Here is a 25,307-nt window from a genome sequence, read left to right as displayed (position 1 = left end):
TTTATACAGTTAAAACATGTAAAAATAGGTTTTGCATTTGGATATAGTTCTATTGCTTTATCAAAAGTTTCGAACACCAAGTTATTGTTATTTGATTTTCCAATAACATATGAAATTATACTTCTATCGCCTAAATCTAGAATTGCACTTAAATAGACCTTCATCCCATTGGTTAATTTAAATTCAGTTACATCTGTTAACCATTTTTAAGAGGTTTTATCTGCACTAAATTTTCTACTTAATACATTTCCAGCAATTACTTCTAGTATACATTTAACATAACTGAATTTCTTTTTTCTACAAACAGACCTTAGACCTACGGCTCTCATTAGTCTGTACACTCTCTTGTGATTGACATAAGTTTATACTCTCGGTTTAACTGCAGAGTCATCCTTAAAGAGCCAAAAACCCCATTCTTTTCTTCATATATCTTAGTTATCAAAGCTGCTAATTTAATGTTTTCAAGTTCTAAATTACTTTTATATCGATTGAGCCATTTATAGTATGTTTACAAAAATTTTTAGTTTAAATTATAATTTTATAAAAAACTAAATAATTTCAATATTACAATTAATAGATGATAAAATTAAAACTATATTGTTTAGAAAAATAATTAAGAATTTGAAATGGTGTATCTACCATATTATATTTTAAATATTTTTTAAAAGTTAATATATAAAAACAGGATGAGTATATAAGTCACCCTGTTTTATATATTAAACTCTAAATTTAATAAGCTCAAGTGTGTCATTTAATGCTGACATACTATCTATTTGAATCATTAACCACTTACTTCCATTAAAGAATTTTATCTCATTATACAATTGCTTTATATAATCACAACAAGTATTAATAAATAAGTCAACCTCAACTCTATTACTTTCATTTACAATGACTAAAGCTTTGAAGGAACCTTCTTGAGGATATAAGGTACATAATGACTTTCCTCTTTTTTTGTATTTTACATTCCAACCTCTTTGCATTGAACATTTGCTATATTCAAGCTTAGGCTCTACATCATAAGTTGAAGTCAAAGCATTATTTAGATTGTCCCATAATGGACTATTTATAAACGCTTTGATTTGTTCAGGTGTTGGTTTATTATCTTGAAAAAACATATCTTGCCAATCCATATTCATCACCCTTTCTATTGTTCAATAGACACTGGAATAGTCCAATGTTCCATATATGCCACTTCAGGTGTAGTAGGATAATACATTTCAATCGCAAAATCAGTGGCTATTAAATTATGATTCTTCATCCATCTTTCCATAAACTTATCCGCTTTAAAAACAGCTGAATCAACTAACTCATTAAAATTTTCTGCTTCAAATCCACACACTAAATATTCTTTAGCAGGTAACTCAAAAATACTATATCCTTCCACCAATGTACCTGGCTCCACTTCTATACCTGCCATATACATACAATTACCTTCTTTTGCACTTCCCATATAAAGAGCAGCAAATTCATTTCCACCTGGGATTTTATTTGGTATATTGTGTTTTTGACTTCCAAGTTTCATCCATAATTCCTTTGCTATCGCTATGCCAGTTGTCTCACCACCCATCAACTGGCAAATAGGTATTTCTTTTTCTATTCCAATAAAAGTCCTTGGGTTACTCAATCTCCTGCGAGTTACTTCAATTACTATATCATCGGCAATCAGTGGCACACCTTCATCAACCATAACATAATTTAAAATTAATTCTGGCTTAACAAATTGATTAAGTTTTACTGGATTTGCTCTATATTCCTCTGGAGTTAATCCATATGCTTTTTTAAAAGCACGTGTAAATGTCTCATGGCTATCAAATCCAAAATTTAAAGCTACATCAAGTATACGATTTTTATTTTCTGCTAAGTATTCTGAAGCTTTTGCAAGGCGACGAAGCTTTATATATTCCATTACGGTCTTATTAACTAACCTTTTAAATAATCGTTGATAATAAAATGGTGATAAATTAGCTGCATTTGCTAAATCATCAATAGATATTTCTTCTGATAACCTTTCTTCTATCAAGTCTAGTGTAGTTTGAATGGATTCCCATGCATGCATATTATAATTCCTCCTTATAGTTATCTTAAGCTTCTATATTTATATTATCAAAATCATAAAAATTCTTCTTGATATACAGTGCCTTTTTTAATCTTTACAATACTTACCAACAAGATTATTTAAACTTATTTAACTTGTCTTTAGACAAGTATTCTCCCACTTCTAAGTAATATCATAAGTGGTTATTAGTTCTCTACTCTATGTTAAATATTGTAATATTAATAATAGGCTATATGACAATTACAATATTTTATTGTAAACATAAAGTATTGCAGTAAAAATAAAATATAGCAAATCTTATTTGAAGATTTGCTATATTATATATTTTATTAAATTGTTTTTAAACACTGTATTTATTTCTTTACTAAAAAATTCCTTCATATCATCCAACTGCTCTTTAGTATATACATATTTTCCATATCCAAATTGACCATATTTAAACTTTCTATCATCATTTTCCATTGGCAATAATGTGTCTGGATAAATTTCTAATATTCTATTTTTAGCTTTAGTTGTATATCTATGAGATATAACTTCAAATATAATTTTTCTATCAAAATCTTTTGGAAGAGCTTCTTTTATACTTCTAATCAGACTTCTATACTCCTCTTCCCAACCTTCATATAAAAACACAGGAGCTATTATAAATCCAATCTGATATCCAACTTTTGCAAGCTTTACAGCTGATTCTATTCTTTTCTTTGCAGAAGCTGTATAATGCTCATGTCCATCTATAATTCTAGGTGTATTTATGCTAAATCTTATCTCTGTATGGTTATTATGCTCAGCATCCAACAAGCTATCTACATCACTGTATTTAGTAACAAATCTAAATCTTCCTTTTTCTTCTCTTCCAAAAAACTCTATTGTCTTTTTCAATGAATTGGTATATGGCTCTACTGGAACAGGGTCTGATGTAGCTGCTCCTTCAAATATGGTTACTTGTGGTTTTCTATCTTCAATATACTTCTTTGTTTGTTCAAGTATCTCATCTATATTTACAAACACCCTTATAAAGGGTTTATCACCTAGTTGTGTGTTTAAATAACAATATTCACATCTTCCCATACATCCACTGACAAGTGGTAATTGATAGTTGGCAGAAGGTTTACATGTTTGAAATTTTAAGCTTTTCCTAGTGCCAACTACCATGGTTTGTTTTCCATTTCTATATTGTTCATATAGATTTTCTCCTGGGATATGTTCCTTAATCCTATTTGATGATATCTTAATTATTTCTACATCTTTTTTATCCTTAAATTTATCATATATGTTTTTCCCAATATCAGTATCTAAGCTACCTTTTTCAAATATTATTCTTTTAGGATTAAACATTTATTTCACCTCTACTTAAAGTTTTTAAAATGAAGATTTTTATAAAATATTACTTAGTTAATCTTCCCCTTTTTAAGTTTCTTTATTTATCAGAAAGTAAAATAAACATTTGAGATAAATTTATTTTTTTGCATTAACTAATTACAAGTTTATTTACTTATAACAACTAACACAACCAATTTTTATCTAAAATTTAATTTATAAATTTAATTTACAAAGATTTATAGTATATTTCTCTTATTTGTTCCTTATTAAAAGTCTTTGGATGTCTCTTAATATTTGCAGCAGATATTTTCATACAGTTATCAGTTAACCAATCAATATCTGATTTTACAATACCTAAGTCACTTAGCTTTATATCTAAATCTATCTTTTTAAGGAAATTTTTAACTGCACCTGAACAATCTTCTGCACAAGTTCCACCCAATATTTTTGATATATTTCCAAACCTTTCAATATCACTATCCCATGAACTTTCTACAATAGTTGGTGTTAAAGCTGCAAGCCCTTTTCCATGCATTACATCTCTAAGACCACTTACAGGATGCTCCATTCCATGTTGAAGAGTTGTTCCAGCTGTACCAATTGTCATCCCACCAATAGTGCTTGCAAGTGTTATTTTCTCCCAAGCTTCTAAATCATCAGAATTATTGTATACATTTACTAAGCTTTCTGATATAAGTTCAATCCCATAGATAGCCTGTACATCTGCAAGAGGATTTCTTCCATTAGAAAGATATGCTTCTATGTTGTGAGCAAGTGCATCAAATCCAACGGATGCAATTATATGTTTTGGCATTGTTACCATAAGCTCTGGGTCAATTATTGAGGCTTTTGCATACATGCTATTCTTTTTTATAGATTTTTTATCTTTAGTATCTGAATTTGTAAGCACTGCAAAACAATTCCCTTCACTACCTGTGCCTGATGTTGTTGGAACTAAAACTATGGGTAGAGCCTCTTCACCTTGTTTAATTCCAAATATGTAATCATTTAAATCACCTGGATTTTTATAAGAAAAAGCTATACTTTTAGCTGCATCCATTATACTTCCACCACCAAGACCTAAAACACAATCACAACCAGTTTCTTTTATAGCTTCTACGCCTGCATATATAGTAGTTATAAGAGGATTTTGCTCTACTCTATCAAAAACTTCATATTCTACTTTAGCACCTTTTAGCAAATCTATTGTCTTATCAAGTAACCCTGTTTTCTTTGTACTGTTTTTCCCAGTTACAATTAATACTTTTTTACCATATTTAGATACTTCTATTCCTACATCATTAATTCTTCCTCTTCCAAATAAAATATTTACTGGCAAACTATAATTAAAATTCATGCTAAAACCTCCTATTTTTCTACTTTAGTAATAACTTTATTTTTTAATAAAAGTATAATTATGTATTGAAACATAATTTATAAAATAATCTTTTACTTAATTATATGTATTATTTTATTTCATATCAAGTTAACTCTATTTAATCAAATATATTTCTTGCTGAAGTACCGTTAAATGATTAAAACTTAACTAAAAATTATAAAAATAAAAAAGAGTTATCTAAAGATAATTTCAATCATCTTAAGACAACTCTTTTCATTTTTGTATCATACAAATTTTTTAAACTTTATTTTCCTATATTTTAAGTCTATAACTCTATTAACATATTCATAAGTTTATTACTTCTTTGTACAAATGAATCTAATTCTCCTGGCTTTAATTCTTTATTAGAAAGTAAAGCTAAATCAGCTATTTGATTACATATAAGTGCTACTTTATCTTTCTTTTCTTCATCATCTTTAAGAGAAACTAATTTTTTGATAATCGGGCTGTTTTCATTTATTACAAGAGTCTTTTCTTCCTCAAAGCTCATTCCTAAATCCATTCCAGCAAATCTTGACTGCATTTCTGCCATTCTAATAGATTGTTCAGATACTAAAATCATAGCTGGAGTTTCTTCGTTTTTTAATCCCTCTACAGAATAATTTTTCACTCTTTCTCCGACAGCTTCTTTAAATAACCCTTCTATCTTAGCTATCTCTTCTTTATTTTCTTCACTATCTTTATTTTCATTTTTGTCTTTTAATACATCAGAAAGGTCTGCATCTATTCTGTTGAATTTAACACCATTTTCTTTGTATTCCATAAATGAAATAAAATGAGTATCTATTGATGAATTTAATACCACAGCATTTAGGTCATATTCCTTAAATAATTTTATATATTGTGATTGTTGCTCTTTATCACTTACATAGAATACTTTATTTTCATGTTTTTCTTTACATTTTTCTAAATAATCTTGAAGTGTTATATACTCATCATCAATAGTTTTAAATAATATACATTCTTTCACTTTTTCATAGAAGCTCTCATCTTTTAAACAACCATATTTAATGAATATTTGTATATCATCCCAGAACTTGTTGTATTCTTCCCTTTGATTTTTACAAAGAGATTTTAACTTATCTGCTACTTTTTTAATTATATGTTTAGAAATTTTACTTACATCTCTATCATTTTGTAAGAAGCTTCTTGATACATTTAGTGGTAAATCTGGGCAATCTATTACACCTTTTAATAAAAGTAAAAACTCTGGTATAACTTCTTTTATGTTGTCCGCTACAAAGACCTGATTGTTATATAATTTTACTTTTCCTTCTGTCAATTCAAATTCATTTTTTAATTTAGGGAAATAAAGTATACCCTTTAAATTGAAAGGATAATCAACATTTAGATGTATCCAAAACAAAGGTTCATCAAATACATTGAATACTTTTCTATAAAACTCTTTATACTCATCATCAGTACAATCCTTTGGAGATTTAAGCCATAAAGGATTAGTATCATTTAATGGTTCAATTACCTTTGCATCTATAACTTCTTCTTCTTTTCCATCTTCTTTTTGCTTTTTAGCTTTTTCTTCAGCTTCCTTAGCTTCTCTTTGTAATCTTTCAACATCTTCTAAATATATCTCTACTGGTAGGAAAGAACAGTATTTGTTTATTATTCCTCTTACAGTAAATTCATCTAAAAATTCCTTACTATCATCATCAATAAATAGTGTTATCATAGTTCCTCTGTCATGTCTACTATCTGATTCAGATATTTCATATTCTGTACCACCTTCAGATATCCATCTTACAGGAGTTGCTCCTTCCATATATGAAAGTGTATCTATTTGTACTTTTTTAGACACCATAAATGCAGAATAAAATCCTAACCCAAAATGACCTATTATGTCATTTGACTCTTCCATTTTATCCTTATATTTATTAAAGAAATCTTCTGCACCTGAAAAGGCAACTTGGTTTATGTATTTTTTTATTTCTTCCTCAGTCATACCTATTCCATTATCAATAAATTTAAGTGTACCCTCACCTTTATTTACAGATACAGTAATTTTATAATCTGATGGATTATTTTCTGATATTTCTCCTAATGATATAAGTCTTTTGTGTTTACTTACTGCATCACATGCATTACTGATAAGCTCCCTTATAAATATGTCCTTATCAGAATATAACCATTTTTTAATTATAGGAAAAATATTTTCTGTATGAATTGAAATACTTCCTTTTTCAAACTCCATTTTTATCCCTCCTCATTTTATAATTACTATTTTAAATTTTTTAAAATAGTATGTCAATATATTATAAATAAATTATTTTAAAATAAAATAATTTATTTTTCTTAGTTATTTTTTTATTCCTCTTTTAAAATTTCCTTTACCTTTGAGTTATTATACATACTATTAGGAACCTTATTAACTAGTTTTTTTAATGTCAATTTAGAGTTTTTTAAATCACCTTTATTATAATACATCATACCTAAATTATAATACGATTCATCAAAATAGGCATCTTCTTCTGAGTAATTTTCTACATACATTTTATAATATTCTTCAGCAGTATTATAGTCTTTTAATTTTTCACTAAGAATAGCTACTTGATAAGTTGCCTCTGATGTATTGCCTTTATTTTCACCAGTATCTACTACCTTTTTATATAATTGTATAGAGGACTTGGTTTTCTTTTCCTTCTTTAAATTATTCGCTTTAGACATCAATTCATCTTCTGTAAATAAATCAGTATTTTTATCACTTTCATTGTCTACAGTATTTTTTTCAGAATTTACATCTTCTTTGTCATCACTTCTATCATTATTATTTGCATTAGAAGTCTTATCCTTATTTTCTTTATCATTTAAGCTAGAATTTAGTTTTTCTTCATTTTTAACACTAGTGTTTTCAGACATCTGATTTTTTAAATTATTCATCTTATAAGAGCTATATATATTTTGTCCTATTAATAATATACCTAATATTATTGCTAAATGTAGATATTTATTTTTTTTAATACTTTTTTTCTCATTAGAAGTTAAATTTTTCTGCTTTTCAGTTATATTATCTTTCTTAACAACATCTTTAGTTCCATCAAATTTAGAGTGTTTAATATTTTTATGTGAAAATTCACTTTCATAAATATCTACATCTGCATTACTTTTAATTTTTTTATTATATGTATCTAATATATTATTCTCTTGGTTTAATAAATGATTTTCTTTATCAATTCTTTTTAAAACTTCTAAACATTCATCAAATTTTATGTAATCTTCTTCTTTATCATAAATCAAAGCAAGTAACTCATAAGGCTCTATTAAGTCACTATATTGCTCAGTTATAAATTTAAAACCTTGTATAGCTTCTTTGTACATTCCTTTATTTATGAATCTTATAAGCTGATTATATTTTTCAAAGAAAATTAAAAACTCCTCAGATGTAAGCATATTTATATACTTTTCACACAGAGCAGTTTTTTCGCAAAGGGAACTCTTATAGAAACTTTCTACAGCCTCATCAAAATTACATTTTAGTAGGTTTACAAGACCTATAAGATTTAAAATATCTACATCATTTTGGCTTAAATCTCTTGCTTCTTTTAAAAAGTTTAATCCACTTGATATACAATTATTATTTATATTATCGATAGATTCATTATATAGAACACATGAGTCTTTTTTATTGAGTTTTAATATATCTTTCTTTACATCATTTAAGTTTAAAATAAATACCACCTCATGCCATAAGTATTAATTGATTTTGTTTCTAAACAAGAGATTTTACCATGTCCTCTTCACTTACTATACTTGTTACTTTTACACCAAAGTTTAAGTCTACCACTACCACTTTTCCATAAGCCAGTACTTTATTGTCTATTAGTATTTCTACATCTTGGTCTGCTAAAGTATCAAGTTCAATAAGAGAACCTTTATTTAGATTTAAAATATCTCTCAAACTCATCTTAGTTCTTCCTATAACTACAGATAACTCTAACTTAAGGTCAAGTATTCTATCTATATTATTTCTATTAGTTTCAGAAATTTCTAAAGCTAATTCATCATCTCCACTAATTTCTTTTTCAATTTTATCATTCAGTAACATTTTTGCTTCTTCATCAGAAATAAGATTACTATTATCCATAACTACACCTCTTTTTTGACAGCATCATTTATTTTCACACCCTTTTTACTTGATATAAATCCTGGTGTTGCTGTGTATGATTTTGAATTTTCTACATATACATCTATATAATCATTTATCTTTTTATTTGTTACTATTACATCTCCAACTTCTAGTTTAAGTAAATCCTCAACATTAATTGATACTTTACCTATCTCTGCAATAACTGATAATTCTATATTAGATACACTATCATAGATTTTCTTAGTGAATTCCTCTGAATTATCCCCTGCATCCATATCTAAAAATTCTACTACAGAAATATTTTCCAAAACGGCCTCTAAAGCATTGTATGGAAAACAAAGTGAAACATTACCAATATGCTTATTATCATTTAGCACTTTTAAATCTACAACACATACAGGTGCAGTTGGTGAACACAATTGTGGTAAATTAATATGTGTATGTGTATCTAACACTTGTATGTTTTCAAAACCTTCAAATAAATGCATATTTCTTACTAAATCCTCCATAAGATGTAAAAGTAATTTCTTATCAAGTTCTGTAAGTTCTCTGTTAGTATCTATTGTAACTCCATTTCCTCCAGATGTTATATCAATCCACATATCAGCTACACTTCTATCTATTCTAAAAGAAAAGTTTTTCATAATAGGTTCCATCGAATTTTGTACTACTAAACATGAAGATGTCACTTTATCTAAAAAAGTTTGATAATTTACTTGGTCTATATTCTCAACCACCATACTAGAATTACACTTAAGTTCATAAACTATATAGTTTTTATATTTTTTACAGAATTCAGCTAATAAAAAATTTAAGCAAGTTAAATTTTCTCTTGAATAACTCTGAGGTTTGCCGAAATCATAATCTTTCATATCATACATGAATATTCCTCACCTTACATAATTATTTAGCTCTTAAATTATTAGCTATTTGCCACATTTCATCAGCTGTCTTTATTCCTTTTGAATTCATTTGAAATGCTCTTTGAGTAGCTATTAAATCAACAAATTCTTCTTGTAAAGAAACATTTGACCTTTCTCTGTAGCCTTGAACTATATCAACTTTTCCAACTTGTTTGACTTCTCCTGCATCAGTTGCAACAAATAGGCTATCTCCTTCAGATATAAAATTTTGAGTTCCTGTAGGCTCATACAAATTTATCGTTCCTATTTTTTTATTATCTACAAATAAATCTCCATTTCTTGAAACGGTTAAGTTTGTATCAGTTATATTTGTATTATTGTAGTTATAACCTGCATCAAATTGGACATCTAGTATATTTCCACTATCATCTACAATCTTACCTAAAGCATCTACATTAAATCCACCATTTCTTGTATATGCATATGTCCCATCATTTCTTATGACTCTAAAGAATCCTTCTCCATCTATTGCCAAATCACTTTTACTATTTGTTGGAGCTAATGCTCCTTGTTCATAATTTCTCATAGGAGCTGAGGCTTTAGAGCCAGTTCCAGTTGATATATCTTTACCATTTGTCGGGTAAGATGGTCTATTTAGTACTTCATCTACTAAATCAGAATATTCCATATTTAGCTTTTTATATCCTGTGGAATCAGTATTTGCTATATTATTAGATATTATATCTAGTTTACTTTGATTTGCTGATAAAGCTGTTTTACTAGTATAAAACATTGTGTACATAAAAATTCACCTCCTATTATCTATCTTACTGAACCAATCTCGCTTGCTATTTTTGCTAATTTAGAATCCATAGCTTGAATTATCTTTTGATTTGCTTCATATTCTCTTGAAATTGTCATCATATTATTGATTTCAGATACCATATCTACATTAGATGACTCTATAGCATTTTGTATTGTATATGCATTATTTGCTTTTATAGCTCCTTCTCCAGAATACAGGTTATCGCCTTCTTTTTTTAGCTTATTATAGTCATTAAAATCTACCATATTAAATTTGTACATAGCATTTCCGTCCAGTGATATTGTATTATCATTTGCTACTTCAAATTTCTTATTTCCTACATTTATATGACCCACAGCACCAGTTACAGTATTTGTTCCAAGAACATAGTATCCTTCACTAGTTATAAGGTCTCCTTGATTATCTGTCCTAAAATTACCATTTCTAGTATAAAACTGATTCCCAGCTGCATCACTAACCAAAAAGAACCCCTTACCTTGAATAGCTACATCCATTTTATTATCAGTCTGCTTTATAGGACCTTGGTTAAAATTTGTAATAGTTTCATCCATGGAAATACCTGGACTTATTTCACCTATCTCTTGCTTTTGTTTAGTTCCATTTACGTAGTTATTGTAAGCTTCTAATTTCAATGAATCAAAACTCTTGGTTAAAAGCTGTTTACTTTTATATCCATTAGTGTCCATATTGGCTAGATTATTGACAACAACATTTTGCTTTTGCTGATTTGTTATCATAGCCGAAACAGCTGTATATAATCCTCTTATCACATCATGACCTCCTTTTTCGTAAATTGTTTAACAAGATTATTTATTCTAAAACTTTCATCTCACTTGAATATTTCATCCCTAATGCTCTGGCCTTTTTTTCTATCTCTGCTTTGCTCATATCATTATTACTAAAAAGCATTATACATAAAGTCGATATTAATATACCAATCCCTATTCCTAAAAGTACTTTTTTATCAAATAATAATATTCTTATATTTTGTAACAACTCTTTATTAATGACAGCTCACCCTTTCCAATATCTAGCATCTTGCATATTTCCACATCATCATAACCAGAATTTATAAGATGTTTCACTTTAAGAGATAGCTCATTTTCTTGTTTTATTTCCTGTCTTGATTCTATAAAGATACTGTCTTTTTTTTCTTCATTAGTTTTTATTAAGTTATAATTTTCATAAACTTTTATATGATTATTACTTCTTATTTCAGCAAGTACTTTATCTAAAAAGAATCTTCTTTTTTCTGCAACTATCAATCTATCATTTGCCTCATATTCCTGTTCAAATATTTTGTCAAAGTACCTGTTATCTTTGTTTTTCGATTCCTTATGTAAATTTGATATTATAGTTACTATTATCAAAATAGACACTACTATTAATATAATTTGTATCATCACATCAATCACCATCTATATAGAATATTTAAGTTCTTTTATTTTGCTTCTCAAGTTTCTTATTGATTTTCTGTGGAGTTGTGAAACTCTTGATTCTGAAACACCTAGCACTTTTCCTATTTCCTTTAGATTTAAATCTTCATAATAGTACAGTGAAAGTATTAATTTTTCCTTTTCCTTTAAATTACAAATTGCTTGAGATAAAATTTCTAGTTTTTCTTCTTCCTCTATTACATTTGCTGGAATATCTTCATCTCTGTCACTTATTGTATCTTGTACAGTTTCATTTGTATCTTCAAAGATTACATGGTTTAATGACACAATATTTAGCATATCTATATTATTTTCGATATCATAAAGTTCCTTTTCTGAAATATTTAATTCATTTGCAATTTCATATGAAGTTGGCTCTCTTAATAACTCCGCCTGCAATTTTTCTACTACTCTATTATATTTATTTACTTTAGTTAAATTATGCTTAGAGATTGGACTTTGATTTCTAATTTCATCTAATATAGCTGATTTTATTTTTATATAAGAGTAACTAGAAAATTTTGCTCCTTTTTCAACATCAAACTTATTTATTGCATCAATCAATCCAATAACTCCACTATTTACTAAATCTTGATATTCAAAGCCTTTCCCAGGTATAAAAAATTTTCTTGCTATACTCTTTACAAGAGGCATATTCTCTTTTATTAATTCTTCTCTATTCATTAACTACGCCTCCTTAGCTTTTAAATATACTAAACATTTTTCTTAGTAGACCCTTATTCTCATCAATATCTTCTCTTGACTGACTTACCATTCTCTTTGCTATAGATATAATACACTTTGAAGCGCTACTTGTAGGATATTCCAGAATAAATGGTATCTGCTTTTTTACACATATTCCTACTTTTTTATCATCTATTATATATCCATATAACTCTAAATTAAGATTTAAAAATTTGTCTACAACCATCTTTATTCTGTTGTATGTAGATTTTGCTTCTTCTAAATTTATTACCCTGTTGATTATTATGTTTGCACTTCTCTTTATCCCAAAATTACTTATGGCCTTTAGTAAGCTATATGCATCAGTTAATGATGTTGGTTCTGGAGTTGTTATTAAGAAAAATTCAGTACTACAATATATAAATGACAATAGACTTTTACTCATACCAGCGCCTGTGTCAATTATTATAAAATCGACATCATGAATCTGTTCTATGCTATGTATAAACTTATTTCTTTGAGCTTCTGTAAAATCTTCTATATGATTAAGTGCAGAACCTCCAGAAATTATATTCACACCATATTTAGTACGTGAAATTATATCTTCTATATTTTTTTCTCCATTAATTACATCAATTATCGTACCTTTTACATTTACACCCATTATTATATCTATATTTGACATTCCTATATCTGCATCTAATATAAGAACTTTTTTATTAAGCCTAGTCAAACAGATAGACAAATTTGTAGCGAGATTACTCTTTCCAACACCACCTTTCCCAGAAGCTATTGTAATTATCTTAGGTGCATTCCCATTCTCCACTATAAATTCATCAAGTCCTCTTTTTTCTATTGCTATCTTTCTCAAGATTTGAGCTTGGTCAATCATATACTTTCAACTCCTAATAGTAATCTTATAATCTTATCTTCATTAGGTTTTATAATGTCATCAGGAACACTTTGCCCTATTGTAATATACGATATTGGTTTTTGTGCATAATTCACTATGTTAAAGATGGAACCATATGTGATTGTTTCATCCAGCTTTGTAATTATTAAGCTTTTAAAGTTCACATTTCTATATGAATCTATAATTGCTTTTGTATCATTTTCTCTTGTTGTGCAATTCAAAACTAAGTGTATATTATCAGTTTCAGCTTTATCTATGAGATTTTTGATTTCTAGTATTTGCATAGAATTTTTATATCCTCTACCTGTAGTATCTATTAATACAACATCACAATCTTTCATCTCATCAAGCGCCAACTCCATCTCATCGGGGCTTATTACTCCTTTAAAAGGAATATTCATTATGTCAGTATATATCTTTAACTGCTCCACAGCGCCAATTCTATAGGTATCTATAGTTATTACACCTACTTTTTTATTTTCCTCAAATACTAATTTTGCGGCTAACTTTGCTATTGTAGTTGTCTTACCTACTCCTGGTGGTCCAACTAGAGCGATTTTCCCATTTATCGTTGGATTTTCTATTTTAATCTTTTTCTTTAGACTTTCCACTAAATTTTTACTTGTATCAATTCCATTGAACTTCATCTCTTGTAAGTCAGTTCTTATGGACTCTACAATTTCTTCATTTAACTCTAGATTTAGTAGGTTCTTACATATTTTATCTATATCATTGTCATTCTTATTATCAAACCCCATATTACTTATAATTGACTTTAATTGTTCTACCTCTCGTTTCAAGTCATTTTGTTCTACATTATCTCTCTTTTCCCATCCGACAGTTAATTCGATATCTCTCTTTGAAAAAATACCTCGTATTCCAGATTTTCTTACTTCTTTTTTATCTATTAATGTAATATTGTCACCCAATTCCATTTTGGCTAGATTCATAGCATCCTGAATTGTATTAGCTGTATACTTTTTCGTCATCATATATGCTCACCACACCTTCTGCTTTGATTTTAACATCATTAGGTATTTCATTTAATGATAGTACAGTCAAATTAGGATATACAATCTCAACTAGTTTTCTAAATGGTGCTCTTATCTTTGGTGATACTACTATTACTGGTATATTATGATTGAAATATACATTACCTATTACATCTTGTATACTCTCAAATATTTTGTTTGTGTTTTCTGGGTCAACAGCTGGATAAGTTCCATTTACAGACCTTTGTAAATTATTAGATACCAATTCCTCTGTTTCTGGAGATAATGTAGCCACTACAATTGACTTATCTTCATCCACCAAATTCGTACAAATACTTCTAGCTAAAGCTATTCTCACATATTCAGTAAGAAGCTCTATGTCTTTTGTGTTTCTGGACTGGTCTGCAAGTGTTTCAAGGATTGTAACCCTATCCTTTATATTTACTTTTTCTCTCAACAGATTTTTAAGTACTTTTTGAACTTCACCAAGTGTCATTAAGTCTGGTATCAACTCATCAACTACAGCACTATAATTTTCTCTTGCTGCATCTATAATAGTCTTAACTTCTTGTCTTCCCAGTAACTCATGTGCATTGGATTTTATTATATCTAGTAAATGGGTTATAAGTATTGTGGATGAATCTACAACTGTATAACCTTTTAACTCTGCATCTTCTACCTTATCACTTTCTATCCAAAGTGCCTCTATTCCAAAAGTAGGCTCAATTGTCTTTATTCCAAATATATTAAAACCTTGATTCATAGGGTCCATACATAAAACCATATTAGGCATTATCTCATATCCACCAACTACATTACCTTTTATCTTTATGTTATATTGGTTTGGATTTAGTTGTAAATTATCTCTTATTCTTATAGGTTGTACAACTATACCCATGTCTATGGCACATTGTCTTCTTATTGATGCTATTCTCTGAAGTAAATCTCCTCCTGCTGATTCATCAGCTAAAGATATTAAGCCATATCCAATTTCTACTTCTATAGCTTCTACATTTATTAAGTTTGTTACATCTTCTACTTCGTTTTTGTCTGGATTTACCATATCAGGTTTTTCAAAATCTAAATCTTCTAAGGTATCCTTCTTTTCTCTTCCTAAGAAGTAACCTGCTGCTATTGCACCTATTCCCAGTGAAAAAAACGCTGGCTTGGGTAATCCAGGCATCATACCAAGTATAATTAAAACACAACCAGTCATCATTACTGCTTTTGGTATTGCTGTTAATTGCTTACCTACTAAGTCACCAAAGTTTTCATCAGTCGAAGCTCTTGTTACGATTATACCAGCTGATGTGGATATTAGTAGAGCTGGTATCTGGCTTACAAGTCCATCACCTATAGTAAGTCTTACATAAGTCTGAGCTGCACCCATAAGAGTCATGTTTAGCATTACAGCTCCTATTACAATTCCTCCTATTATATTTATTGCTGTTACTATAAGACCTGCTATAGCATCTCCTTTTACAAACTTATTTGCACCATCCATAGAACCATAAAAATCAGCTTCTTGTTGGAGTTCTTTTCTTCTTTTTCTAGCAGTTTTGTCATCTATAACTCCTGCATTTAAATCTGCATCTATACTCATCTGCTTCCCTGGCATGGCATCTAACGTAAATCTAGCTGTTACTTCAGATACTCTTCCAGAACCATTAGTTATAACGACAAATTGAACAATTAATATAATTAGGAATATAATTATCCCTACTACGTAATTTCCACCTACAACAAAACTTCCAAATGCCTCTATAACTTCACCTGCGTATCCTTGAGTTAAAATTAATCTAGTTGATGAAAGATTTAATCCCAATCTAAATAGTGTTGTAACAAGTAACACTGTTGGAAATATAGATAAATCAAGTACATTTGTTGTAAATAATGTCATTAATAAAATTAGCACAGATAAACTTATGTTAATTGCCAGTAAAATATCTAATATAAATGTAGGTAATGGCACTATCATCATAAGAACAATTCCTACAACACCAAAAGCCACTATTACGTCCATATGTTCTTTTAGATTAAACTTATTCATTACTTATCCTACCTTTTTGGGACTTTGTATCTATTTTTGATTTTATATACTGCTACTAAGATCTCTGCAAAAGCTTGATACATGTCCTCTGGAATTTCTTGGTCTATTTCTACTTGCTTATATAACAACCTAGCAATGGGTTTATTTTCTATTATTGGGATGTCATTTCCCTTTGCGATTTCCCTTATTTTAAAAGCTAAATAATCTGCACCTTTTGCCACTACTACTGGAGCTTGGTCCTTCCCTTTTTCATATCTCACTGCTATAGATAAGTGAGTTGGATTGGTTACTATTACAGTAGCGCTTGGTACTGCTTGCATAGTCCTTTGAGATGAGATTTGTCTTTGTTTTTGTTTTATCTTAGCTTTTATTTCTGGGTCTCCTTCTGAGTTTTTATATTCATCTTTAACTTCTTGTTTTGTCATTCTCAGTTGTTTTTTATGACTATACCTTTGATAAAAATAATCTGCAACTGCTATAACTATCATAGCTATACAAATTTTACTTAATATGGAATATACTAAGTCTTTAACTGTATACATTAAAGTTGGTAAGTATATATTCCCTAGTTTTAAGATATCTAAATAATTATCTTGAAAAAATTTATATCCTATGTAAGCTAAGACAGATATAATTGCTGTATCCTTTATTAAAGTTGATAAACTTCTCATAGAAAACATGTTTTTGAATCCACTAATTGGATTTAATTTTGATAAATTTGGTTTCAAAGTTTCCCCAGTAAATAATATTCCCACTTGAAATAGGTTAGCTACTACACCTAAGACCAAAAATGGAATAGCTATAGGCAAAAATATCTTGAAAAAATCCATTAATCCTACTATAATTAAGTTTTCTAGGTTTGAATAATTTATGTTCATATAAAAATTCACGCTTAAAAAATGATTGAGTGAAGATTTAAGTGTGTCTACTACATATGAAAATAATGTAGGGACTAACAAAGTGAATGCAAATAAGGTCATTGCAACAGGTAATTCTCTACTTTTTGCTATATTACCTTTTTTTCTTTGTTCTCCCCTTTTCTTTGGAGTAGCGTCTTCTGTTTTGTCTGTTGAACCCATAAAAAACATAGGGGCTAGTGCAAAAGTTCCCTCATACATCTTTGGTATTTGACTCAATAAATGACTTATTTGGTTGACAATTAAAGGTATTGATATGATAAATAATGCTATACCAACCAATATTTTTAATGGCATACCAACTATCATTACGTTTAGTTGAGGTACACTTCTTGATATAAGACCTAATATAAAATCTGCCATAAGCAGACAAAGTACAATAGGTATTGCTATTTTAAACCCAGTTATAAAGCACTGCACAAATATGTTTATTATATAATCTATATTATTATCTACAAATGATTTTCCTATTGGAATTAACTCAAAACTATACCTTATACCTCGAATTAAAATATGGTGACCATCCATGCTAAAAAATATCATAATTGCTGTCCAGTTCATAAGATTATCAATTAGAGTTGTTTGAGTCATTGAGTTTGGGTCAAACATATTAATCATTGATAATCCCATCTGTTGGTCCATCATAGAACCTGCCATTCTGATACTGTAAAAACATAGATTCGTTATATATCCAAGAATAATCCCTGTTATAGTCTCATTTATACCATATAAAGTAAACATTACAATATTGTCTATATTTGTTACATATTCAATTTGCATAGTACTTGAAATCAATATTGATATAATGATTGCAAAGAGTGACTTAAATAAAGCAGGCGTACCAGCTGGAAATAGCATTCTCAATGTTCCAAAGAAGGCTACTATTCTAATAAATACAAAAATCATATGTATCCTACTTACTTAGTTATAAGAGACATCATATTGAATATCTCAGAAGTAAAACTAATAAGAGTATGTAACATCCAGCTTCCACCAATAGCTACTACCAAAAGAATTGCTATTAGTTTTGGTACAAATGTCAAAGTTTGCTCTTGGATTTGAGTTGTAGCTTGAAATACACTTATTAAAAGTCCAACTACAAGAGAAACAATAAGTACTGGAGCTGCAATCATAGCTCCTGTAAACATACCATTTTTAAGAACACTCATTATCATAAATTCGCTCATATTATTTTTCTCCTATCCAAATCCCAATATCAATGTTTTTACTATCAAGTTCCATCCGTCCACCATTACAAATAATAACAACTTAAATGGTAATGATATCATAACTGGAGGTAACATAAACATTCCCATAGACATTAAAACACTTGCTACAACAAGGTCTATTATCAAAAATGGTATGTATATTAAAAAGCCTATTTGAAAAGCAGTTTTTAGTTCACTTATTGCAAAAGCTGGAACTACAACAGATAAGGGTATATTTTCACGAGTTAATTTTTTTTCTTTTAACCCTGCTTGTTCTACAAATAAATCTAAGTCAGTTTGTCTAGTTTGCTTTAGTAAAAACTCTTTAATAGGTACTTCTGCTTCTTTCATGGCTTTTTCCATAGTAATATCTTCTTTCATATATGGTTGTAATGCCTTTTCGTTTATTTCATTTAATACTGGCCTCATTATAAATATTGTCAATACTATCGCAAGCCCTACCAAAACTTGACTTGGAATTGCTTGTTGTGCTCCTAATGCTGATTTCAAAAATGATAAACTTATGACTATTCTAACAAAGCTTGTCATCATGAACATTACAAATGGTAAAAACATTAATGCCGTTAGAAATAAAAACAATTGCATTGAACTTGTATATGGTACGTCAGCCAAAGGTAATTTTGATAATAGTTCCATTTACTTATCTTCCTTTTTTGTAAATTTTCCAATATATCTACTGAAATCATATTTTGCTTTGATTTTTTCCATTTTAAAATCTTGGATTTTAAAATTTCTCTCTTTAATGTCATCTTCTATTTTTGATATTTCTTCTTTGGTCAAATCTTTTATCTTATTCATACTAGCCGAAGAAGATGCAATAATACATCCTTCTTCACCTACTTTTAAAATTATTATGCTATTGTTTTTATTTATACTTACAATGTCTAGTATTTTTACATATTTGTCATTGTATTTTTTTAATAAAGTTCCCTGGCTAATTTTTAAAGATAAGACTATCAATATTAAAATTATTGGAATACATATTAATATCTTTAATAAATAAAGTATCATGTCTTACCATCCTTTTATTGTACTACTATATTTGTGAAATATATGCTTTGTATTACATTTCCACCTAAATTTGTATTTAAAGTATTTTTTATTTCATCTTTTATATTATTTAGGTTTTCAGCAGCAAAATCATCTGCTCTTTTTGCCATAAGGCAATTTATAATATTATCTCTAATTAAAGGTGTATTTTTTTCTATATCTTTATATGAAGCATCATAAGATACAGTTATTGACACCTTTAAATATCTTACACCTTCATCAGCTAGCTTCAATACCATTTCTTCTAAATCAAGATTTTCTGTCTTTATTTCATCTTTAGCTTTTCCTGTTGGAATAAACAAACCTATAATCTTATCAATTTGTCCACTTCCACCTTTACCTAATATAAAAAACCCTGCTCCTGCTGAGAAAACAATCAGTATCAAAATAATTAGAATAATTTTTTTATTTTTGAACAAAACTCTTCCTCCTAGTCGATAGTTATAAGTATATTAACTCTTCTATTTTCAGCTCTTCCCTTTGCTGTATCATTTGAAACTAAAGGTTGATACTCTCCACATCCTGTTGCTGAAAACAATTTAGGGTCCATGCCCTTTTCTTCTACAAAGTATCTTACAACACTTACTGCTCTACTAGAAGATAAATCCCAATTGGACTCATGTGTACTTGATTTTACAGGTACATTATCAGTATGACCTTCTATAACTATCTTATTTTTCATCATTTTTATCATGTCATATACTTTATTTAGAGTAGCTTTACTATCAACTTTTAACTCCGAACTCCCAGAGTCAAATAAGATTGAGTCATCTAACTCTAATAAAATCCCTCTACTATCATCCTTAACTGTTACACTATTTTGCAGGTTAGAATTATTAACCTTATCTTTTAAATCTTGTTCTAAATCTGACTTATCACTTTTATCCACTAAACCACTATCTATTGGAGACTTCGCACTTGTACTTGAACCTGTGTTAAACATACTTACTCCAGAAAACTGACCTTTTAATGCATTTGATATATTTTTAAATTTTTCAATATCTACAACTGATGTTGCATATAGAAGTACAAAAAATGTAAGAATTAGAGTTATTGTGTCTGCATAAGTGGCCAACCATGCATCTGGATTTATCTCATCTTTTTTTTTATTTTTTCTACGCGCCATTACTCATTGCTCTTTCTGTATTTTTATTGGATTTCATAAACTGTAATTTTTCAGTTTTTGAAAGGTACGTCGCTAAACGTTCCTCAACTACTATACTGCTTTCACCAGATTGTATGCTTATTATACCTTCCAGCATCATCTCTTTTATGTAAACTTCTTTTTCCGTTTTTTCATCTATGTTATATGCAATTGGATTTAAAGCAATATTTGCAAGTAGAGAACCATAAAATGTTGTAATTAACGCCTTTCCCATACCAGAAGCAATCAAATCTGGTGACGTAAGGTCAGATAGCATTTGTATAAGACCGATTAGAGTCCCCAACATTCCAAATGCAGGTGCAAATGTTCCCCAAGTTTTAAATATCTTTGAATATCTGTTATTTGTATCTTCAACAGAATCTATCTCTAATTCTAATATAGACCTTATTTCATTGACTTCCAGGCCATCAATACATAACTCTAATCCTTTTTTCATAAATGGGTCTTGTATTTTCATTACATCACTTTCTATTGACAAAAGACCTTCTCTTCTTGCTTTTTTTGAAAGTGCTTTAAATTGATTCAATAAGTCTAATCTTGATATACTCGTTGTTTTAAATGAGTATTGTAATGCATTTTTTATAAGTTTCATGTCATCAATAGTAAATGTAATCATCAACGCTCCAAATGACCCAAATACTGTTATTAATATTGATGAAAAATCAAAGAAACTTTTTAATCCTGAACTACTTCCTTTTACTGCTCCAAATAAAACTAATACTGTAGATAATATTAGTCCAATGAATGTCAGTGAATCTGTTTTTTTCATTACTTTTCGCTCCTAATATAACCTACATTTATTTTCCTTTTATACTTTATCACTTTATCTACTATCTCATCTACAGACTCTTTTACAAGATTCTTTTCTCCTGTTGTAAGTAATATTCTACTTTCTGGAACGGAGTCAATTCTTACTATAAGGTCTGAGTTTAATATGTAGCTTCTTCCGTTTAAGTCTGTTACTCTTATCATGCTATGTACCTACTATCTCTTAAGACTTATTATTTCTTGAAGTATCTCATCTGATGTAGATATTATTTTACTGTTTGCTTGGAAAGACCTACTTGCTATTATCATTTCTGTAAATTCTTCTGCTATGTCTACATTGGAAGCTTCTATTGCTCCTTGTATTATTGTTCCTGTAGCTCCTGCTATTTGTGGATCCCCTGAGTTTGCTGATGGCTTGTATAAGTTTCCTCCTTCTGCATCTAGTCCTGCTGGATTTTGAAATGCATATGTTTGTACTTTTTGAAGTTTTCCATCATTAGTTGCTATTGCAGGATTTGGTACTTTTCCTACTTCAGAATTGTCAGGAATATCATACACAAACTGAGTTCTTTGACCATCACTCAATAAAAATTCTACTGTACCATCTTTTGATATATTGTACTCCAGTACATTTTGTACTGTACCATCTTTAGGACTTATACTTTGAAGAGGAATTACAATGGGTTCTTTTCCTTCTGCAGTAGCATTTTTAGTAAATTCACCAGTAGTAGCATTATATGTACCCTTATAAACCTCACCTTGTAACATATACCCATCTCCATTTACAAGTCTTCCACCTTTGACACCGTTCAGAGGTCCAGCTGTTGCTTTAAATCCTGTATCTAAGTTAAAAGAACCATCTCTTGTATACATAACTGTACCTTGCCTTACTACTGGAAGATACCCATCTCCATCTATCATTAAATCTGATGGTCTATTAGTTGGCTGTACATTTCCTTGTGTCATATCTTTATTTATACTTGATATCTTACTACCTACACCTACTTGTCCTAAGTTTGTTCCCCCTAATGCAGCTGTTGGAGCACTTGCATATAGTACAGTTTGATAAAATGAATCTGTTATTCTAGCTGAACTTTTCTTAAAAGCAGTAGTCCCAGCATTTGCTACATTGTTACCTATTACATCTAGTTTAGTTTGATTTGCTTTCATTCCACTTACACCTGAATACATCGCTTTTATCATGAATTTACCTCTTTTCTAATTTAATATTATTCTTGTTCAGGAGATTCTTGCTCTGGTGGGTTATTTTCTTCTCCTGAAGTTGTATCTACTTCTCCTATTTTAAGTAATTTTTCATATTTAACATCTACAGTTTTATCACTACCATCTACTTTCAGTTCTAAGTGTACCTCTCCATCTTTTATATATGTAGACTTTACTACACCTACAATGTTTTCATCTTCCTTCTCTTCTCCGGATACTTCTACTTCTTTACCAATTAATGACGTTGCCATACTCAAAGCAGAGTTTATTAGAGTAGAGTTACTTAAAGCTAAGAGTATATCTAGCTTGTCGTTCATAGCTGACATCTTTTCTAAAGTTGCAAACTGAGCTAATTGTGATACATACTCTGTTGGGTCTTGTGGATTCATTGGGTCTTGATTACCCATTTGTGCTACAAGTATTTTCATAAACAAGTCTTTATCAGCATCATCACCCTGTCCTATAATTGGAGTTCCATTATCTGTTACTGTCTGATTTCCTTTACTTCGAACTTGTTTATTAGCAATATCATTAATATTTCTTTCAAGTTGGCTCAAGTTATTTGACCTATAGTTTCCTTGAACCCCTGCTAAAGCTGTTGCCACTCCATACATACAGTATTTCCCCCTTATTAAGCTAATAAATCTACTCTATCATCATCAATATTTTCTTTAATTTCATCTTCTATGACCATATTGTTACGCTTATTATTTGTATTTTGCTTATTCATATTTTCTTGGTTATTTTGTCTATTCTGTTGTTCAAATGCTTTATCAAAAGTATCTGATGTACTTCTATTATCACTATGCATTTGCACAGATACATCTTTTATATTTACATTCGTAAGTTCAAGATGTTGCTTTAAATCTGTTATATTTTTATTTATAGAGTCAAATACGTCTTTATTAAAAACAGTCACAACAGCTTTCATACTTTCGTTATCTTTCAATAATTGTATGTTCATATCTCCCAATTCTTTTGGCCTTAATCTAATTGTTAATTCTTGGATGTCATTTGTTTTCATATGTTTAATAGCTTTGATAGAATCATCCATAACATTTGATTCTATATGTTTTAAGTCAACATTATCATTTTTAACTTTGTTTATATCCATGCTTTTATTTATTACTTGACCAAAGTTTCCACTTTTATTTCCATTAATACCTGCTAGTTTTTCCAAAATATCAGAGTTATCATCTCTTTTCTTATTTGAATTAAGGTTATCCATTCTATTACTATCAAAGTTGTATAAATCTATGCTTTTATTATCATCCTCTGTAGTTTTACTAATTACTTCAAAGTTTTCATTAACATTATTATCTAAAAACTCTCTTAACTTCATCATGTCTAAATTTTGCATATCATTATAGTTATTCATGTCAGCCTTATTTAACTCTGCATTTTGCTTTACAATATTATTCAATATATTTTTATTAAGTTTAAGCCCTTGTTTCAATTCATCCGATATGTTTAGTTTTTCCATACCATTCAATATAGAATTTATATCTTTATCTTTTTCATTATTATTTTTTAAAAGAGTCAATAATTGTTGTAAAATCTCATTATTCTTACTACAATCTTTTTCATATGTACTTTCATCCTCTAAGTGATTACTTTTATCTACATCTGAATGACACTCATTATCACTATCTTCTGATTTATTTGAGCTGATATTTTGATTACTTGTTTCTTTTTTGTCTTCAACTTTCCTATTGTCTGTTGCCTTATATAGATTATCTTCAAATTTATCATTTTTCACATCTTTATTCTTGGATGAACTCTTTTTACTCCCAATATCTTTGATAACATTATAAGAATCTGCTTGTATCTTCATACAATAATATCCTCACTTCCTACTCTTCTTATAGAACTTGTCTCTTTCTCAAATAACTCATGCTTGCAAACTCATCATTAGTTTTTTGTTCTTTTAAATTTTCTTCTTTATAATATTGGCCATATTTTTTTTCTTTTAGTTTTTCTAATGATTTTCTTTCTATCTGCTTATCTATAAGTTGTTTTCTAGCCTTTTCAAGTTCATTTGTTGACTTGTCCAATTCCTCTGATAAATCTTTTATAGAGTTATTTAAAGCTAACAAATAGTTAATAGTTATTTTTTGATTTTGAATACTATCATTATTTTTACTTATTGAATACTTGCTATAATTACTTTCTAGGTTTTCTAAATTATTTTCTATATCTATTTTTTTTTGTTGAATCTTAGCAAATTCCATTTTTATCTTCTCTTCATCTTTCATTTTTAAGTCTAAAACCTTCTGCAATCTAAACTTAAAGTTCTTATCCAACTCTATCACA

28 protein-coding genes and 1 pseudogene are annotated in these 25,307 nt (G+C 28.9%); all 29 read right to left on the bottom strand.

The window, feature by feature from the left end; all coding sequences use genetic code 11:
* Positions 1 to 206: 206 nt before the first annotated feature.
* Positions 207 to 350: pseudogene (locus tag IR151_RS20225) on the bottom strand (hypothetical protein); the annotation flags it as partial.
* 366 nt (positions 351 to 716) lie between these two features.
* Positions 717 to 1,133: a DUF3788 domain-containing protein gene (locus IR151_RS11695; protein WP_227434697.1), complete on the bottom strand. Its 417-nt coding sequence runs from the start codon at positions 1,131 to 1,133 to the stop codon at positions 717 to 719.
* Between the two features lie 14 nt (positions 1,134 to 1,147).
* Positions 1,148 to 2,059 (bottom strand): AraC family transcriptional regulator, encoded by a 912-nt coding sequence (locus tag IR151_RS11690; protein WP_227434696.1) that lies wholly within the window; start codon positions 2,057 to 2,059, stop codon positions 1,148 to 1,150.
* A 312-nt stretch (positions 2,060 to 2,371) separates the two neighbouring features.
* Positions 2,372 to 3,394: a spore photoproduct lyase gene (gene splB / locus IR151_RS11685; protein WP_227434695.1), complete on the bottom strand. Its 1,023-nt coding sequence runs from the start codon at positions 3,392 to 3,394 to the stop codon at positions 2,372 to 2,374.
* Positions 3,395 to 3,605: 211 nt separating this feature from the next.
* Positions 3,606 to 4,736, bottom strand: a complete 1,131-nt coding sequence (locus IR151_RS11680; RefSeq protein WP_227434694.1) for an iron-containing alcohol dehydrogenase — start codon at positions 4,734 to 4,736, stop codon at positions 3,606 to 3,608.
* 307 nt (positions 4,737 to 5,043) lie between these two features.
* A complete protein-coding gene (htpG, locus tag IR151_RS11675; protein WP_227434693.1) occupies positions 5,044 to 6,984 on the bottom strand; it encodes a molecular chaperone HtpG in 1,941 nt (646 codons plus the stop codon).
* Positions 6,985 to 7,097: 113 nt separating this feature from the next.
* Positions 7,098 to 8,468 carry a tetratricopeptide repeat protein gene (locus tag IR151_RS20470; protein WP_227434692.1) on the bottom strand — a complete coding sequence of 457 codons (1,371 nt, stop codon included), beginning with the start codon at positions 8,466 to 8,468 and terminating at the stop codon, positions 7,098 to 7,100.
* Between the two features lie 31 nt (positions 8,469 to 8,499).
* Entirely contained in the window at positions 8,500 to 8,874 is a 375-nt protein-coding gene (locus tag IR151_RS11665) for a FliM/FliN family flagellar motor switch protein (protein WP_413926673.1), read from the bottom strand.
* A 2-nt stretch (positions 8,875 to 8,876) separates the two neighbouring features.
* The gene (locus IR151_RS11660) at positions 8,877 to 9,758 is read right to left on the bottom strand and encodes a FliM/FliN family flagellar motor switch protein (RefSeq protein ID WP_227434691.1); all 882 of its coding nucleotides are present in this window, start codon (positions 9,756 to 9,758) and stop codon (positions 8,877 to 8,879) included.
* A 22-nt stretch (positions 9,759 to 9,780) separates the two neighbouring features.
* The gene (locus IR151_RS11655; RefSeq protein ID WP_227434690.1) at positions 9,781 to 10,542 is read right to left on the bottom strand and encodes a flagellar hook-basal body complex protein; all 762 of its coding nucleotides are present in this window, start codon (positions 10,540 to 10,542) and stop codon (positions 9,781 to 9,783) included.
* A gap of 20 nt (positions 10,543 to 10,562) precedes the next feature.
* A complete protein-coding gene (locus IR151_RS20465; protein ID WP_227434689.1) occupies positions 10,563 to 11,336 on the bottom strand; it encodes a flagellar hook-basal body complex protein in 774 nt (257 codons plus the stop codon).
* A 40-nt stretch (positions 11,337 to 11,376) separates the two neighbouring features.
* Complete coding sequence (locus IR151_RS11645) at positions 11,377 to 11,562, bottom strand: flagellar protein (RefSeq protein WP_227434688.1); 186 nt, start codon at positions 11,560 to 11,562, stop codon at positions 11,377 to 11,379.
* Complete coding sequence (locus tag IR151_RS11640; RefSeq protein ID WP_227434687.1) at positions 11,547 to 11,969, bottom strand: flagellar protein; 423 nt, start codon at positions 11,967 to 11,969, stop codon at positions 11,547 to 11,549. The genes IR151_RS11645 and IR151_RS11640 overlap by 16 nt, the downstream gene beginning before the upstream one ends.
* Before the next feature lie 15 nt (positions 11,970 to 11,984).
* Positions 11,985 to 12,686 carry a sigma-70 family RNA polymerase sigma factor gene (locus IR151_RS11635; protein WP_227434686.1) on the bottom strand — a complete coding sequence of 234 codons (702 nt, stop codon included), beginning with the start codon at positions 12,684 to 12,686 and terminating at the stop codon, positions 11,985 to 11,987.
* A 13-nt stretch (positions 12,687 to 12,699) separates the two neighbouring features.
* Positions 12,700 to 13,578: a MinD/ParA family protein gene (locus IR151_RS11630; protein ID WP_227434685.1), complete on the bottom strand. Its 879-nt coding sequence runs from the start codon at positions 13,576 to 13,578 to the stop codon at positions 12,700 to 12,702.
* Positions 13,575 to 14,588 (bottom strand): flagellar biosynthesis protein FlhF, encoded by a 1,014-nt coding sequence (gene flhF / locus IR151_RS11625; protein WP_227434684.1) that lies wholly within the window; start codon positions 14,586 to 14,588, stop codon positions 13,575 to 13,577. The genes IR151_RS11630 and flhF overlap by 4 nt, the downstream gene beginning before the upstream one ends.
* On the bottom strand, positions 14,566 to 16,641 hold the full coding sequence (flhA, locus tag IR151_RS11620; RefSeq protein WP_227434683.1) for a flagellar biosynthesis protein FlhA: 2,076 nt from the start codon (positions 16,639 to 16,641) through the stop codon (positions 14,566 to 14,568). The genes flhF and flhA overlap by 23 nt, the downstream gene beginning before the upstream one ends.
* Positions 16,642 to 16,649: 8 nt before the next feature.
* On the bottom strand, positions 16,650 to 18,464 hold the full coding sequence (locus IR151_RS11615) for a fused FliR family export protein/FlhB family type III secretion system protein (RefSeq protein WP_227434682.1): 1,815 nt from the start codon (positions 18,462 to 18,464) through the stop codon (positions 16,650 to 16,652).
* 11 nt (positions 18,465 to 18,475) lie between these two features.
* Positions 18,476 to 18,745: a flagellar biosynthesis protein FliQ gene (gene fliQ, locus IR151_RS11610; protein WP_009888090.1), complete on the bottom strand. Its 270-nt coding sequence runs from the start codon at positions 18,743 to 18,745 to the stop codon at positions 18,476 to 18,478.
* A gap of 12 nt (positions 18,746 to 18,757) precedes the next feature.
* Positions 18,758 to 19,423 (bottom strand): flagellar type III secretion system pore protein FliP, encoded by a 666-nt coding sequence (gene fliP / locus IR151_RS11605; protein WP_227434681.1) that lies wholly within the window; start codon positions 19,421 to 19,423, stop codon positions 18,758 to 18,760.
* Positions 19,424 to 19,798, bottom strand: a complete 375-nt coding sequence (locus tag IR151_RS11600; protein WP_227434680.1) for a flagellar biosynthetic protein FliO — start codon at positions 19,796 to 19,798, stop codon at positions 19,424 to 19,426.
* 14 nt (positions 19,799 to 19,812) lie between these two features.
* Complete coding sequence (gene fliL, locus IR151_RS11595; protein ID WP_227434679.1) at positions 19,813 to 20,256, bottom strand: flagellar basal body-associated protein FliL; 444 nt, start codon at positions 20,254 to 20,256, stop codon at positions 19,813 to 19,815.
* A gap of 11 nt (positions 20,257 to 20,267) precedes the next feature.
* Complete coding sequence (locus tag IR151_RS11590) at positions 20,268 to 20,963, bottom strand: OmpA family protein (protein ID WP_227434678.1); 696 nt, start codon at positions 20,961 to 20,963, stop codon at positions 20,268 to 20,270.
* On the bottom strand, positions 20,953 to 21,771 hold the full coding sequence (locus tag IR151_RS11585) for a motility protein A (protein ID WP_227434677.1): 819 nt from the start codon (positions 21,769 to 21,771) through the stop codon (positions 20,953 to 20,955). The genes IR151_RS11590 and IR151_RS11585 overlap by 11 nt, the downstream gene beginning before the upstream one ends.
* Positions 21,771 to 21,974 (bottom strand): flagellar FlbD family protein, encoded by a 204-nt coding sequence (locus tag IR151_RS11580; protein WP_054268815.1) that lies wholly within the window; start codon positions 21,972 to 21,974, stop codon positions 21,771 to 21,773. Before IR151_RS11580 ends, IR151_RS11585 begins: the two co-directional genes overlap by 1 nt.
* A 12-nt stretch (positions 21,975 to 21,986) precedes the next feature.
* Positions 21,987 to 22,973 carry a flagellar hook-basal body complex protein gene (locus IR151_RS11575; protein WP_227434676.1) on the bottom strand — a complete coding sequence of 329 codons (987 nt, stop codon included), beginning with the start codon at positions 22,971 to 22,973 and terminating at the stop codon, positions 21,987 to 21,989.
* A 26-nt stretch (positions 22,974 to 22,999) separates the two neighbouring features.
* Entirely contained in the window at positions 23,000 to 23,608 is a 609-nt protein-coding gene (locus IR151_RS11570) for a flagellar hook capping FlgD N-terminal domain-containing protein (RefSeq protein ID WP_227434675.1), read from the bottom strand.
* A gap of 17 nt (positions 23,609 to 23,625) precedes the next feature.
* Complete coding sequence (locus IR151_RS11565) at positions 23,626 to 24,828, bottom strand: flagellar hook-length control protein FliK (RefSeq protein WP_227434674.1); 1,203 nt, start codon at positions 24,826 to 24,828, stop codon at positions 23,626 to 23,628.
* 28 nt (positions 24,829 to 24,856) lie between these two features.
* Positions 24,857 to 25,306, bottom strand: a complete 450-nt coding sequence (gene fliJ, locus IR151_RS11560) for a flagellar export protein FliJ (RefSeq protein ID WP_227434673.1) — start codon at positions 25,304 to 25,306, stop codon at positions 24,857 to 24,859.
* Position 25,307 lies beyond the last annotated feature (1 nt).

Origin of the sequence: Clostridioides sp. ES-S-0006-03 (assembly GCF_020662275.1) — a bacterium.
Taxonomy (GTDB): domain Bacteria; phylum Bacillota; class Clostridia; order Peptostreptococcales; family Peptostreptococcaceae; genus Clostridioides.
This window is presented reverse-complemented; position numbering and strand designations above follow the sequence as displayed.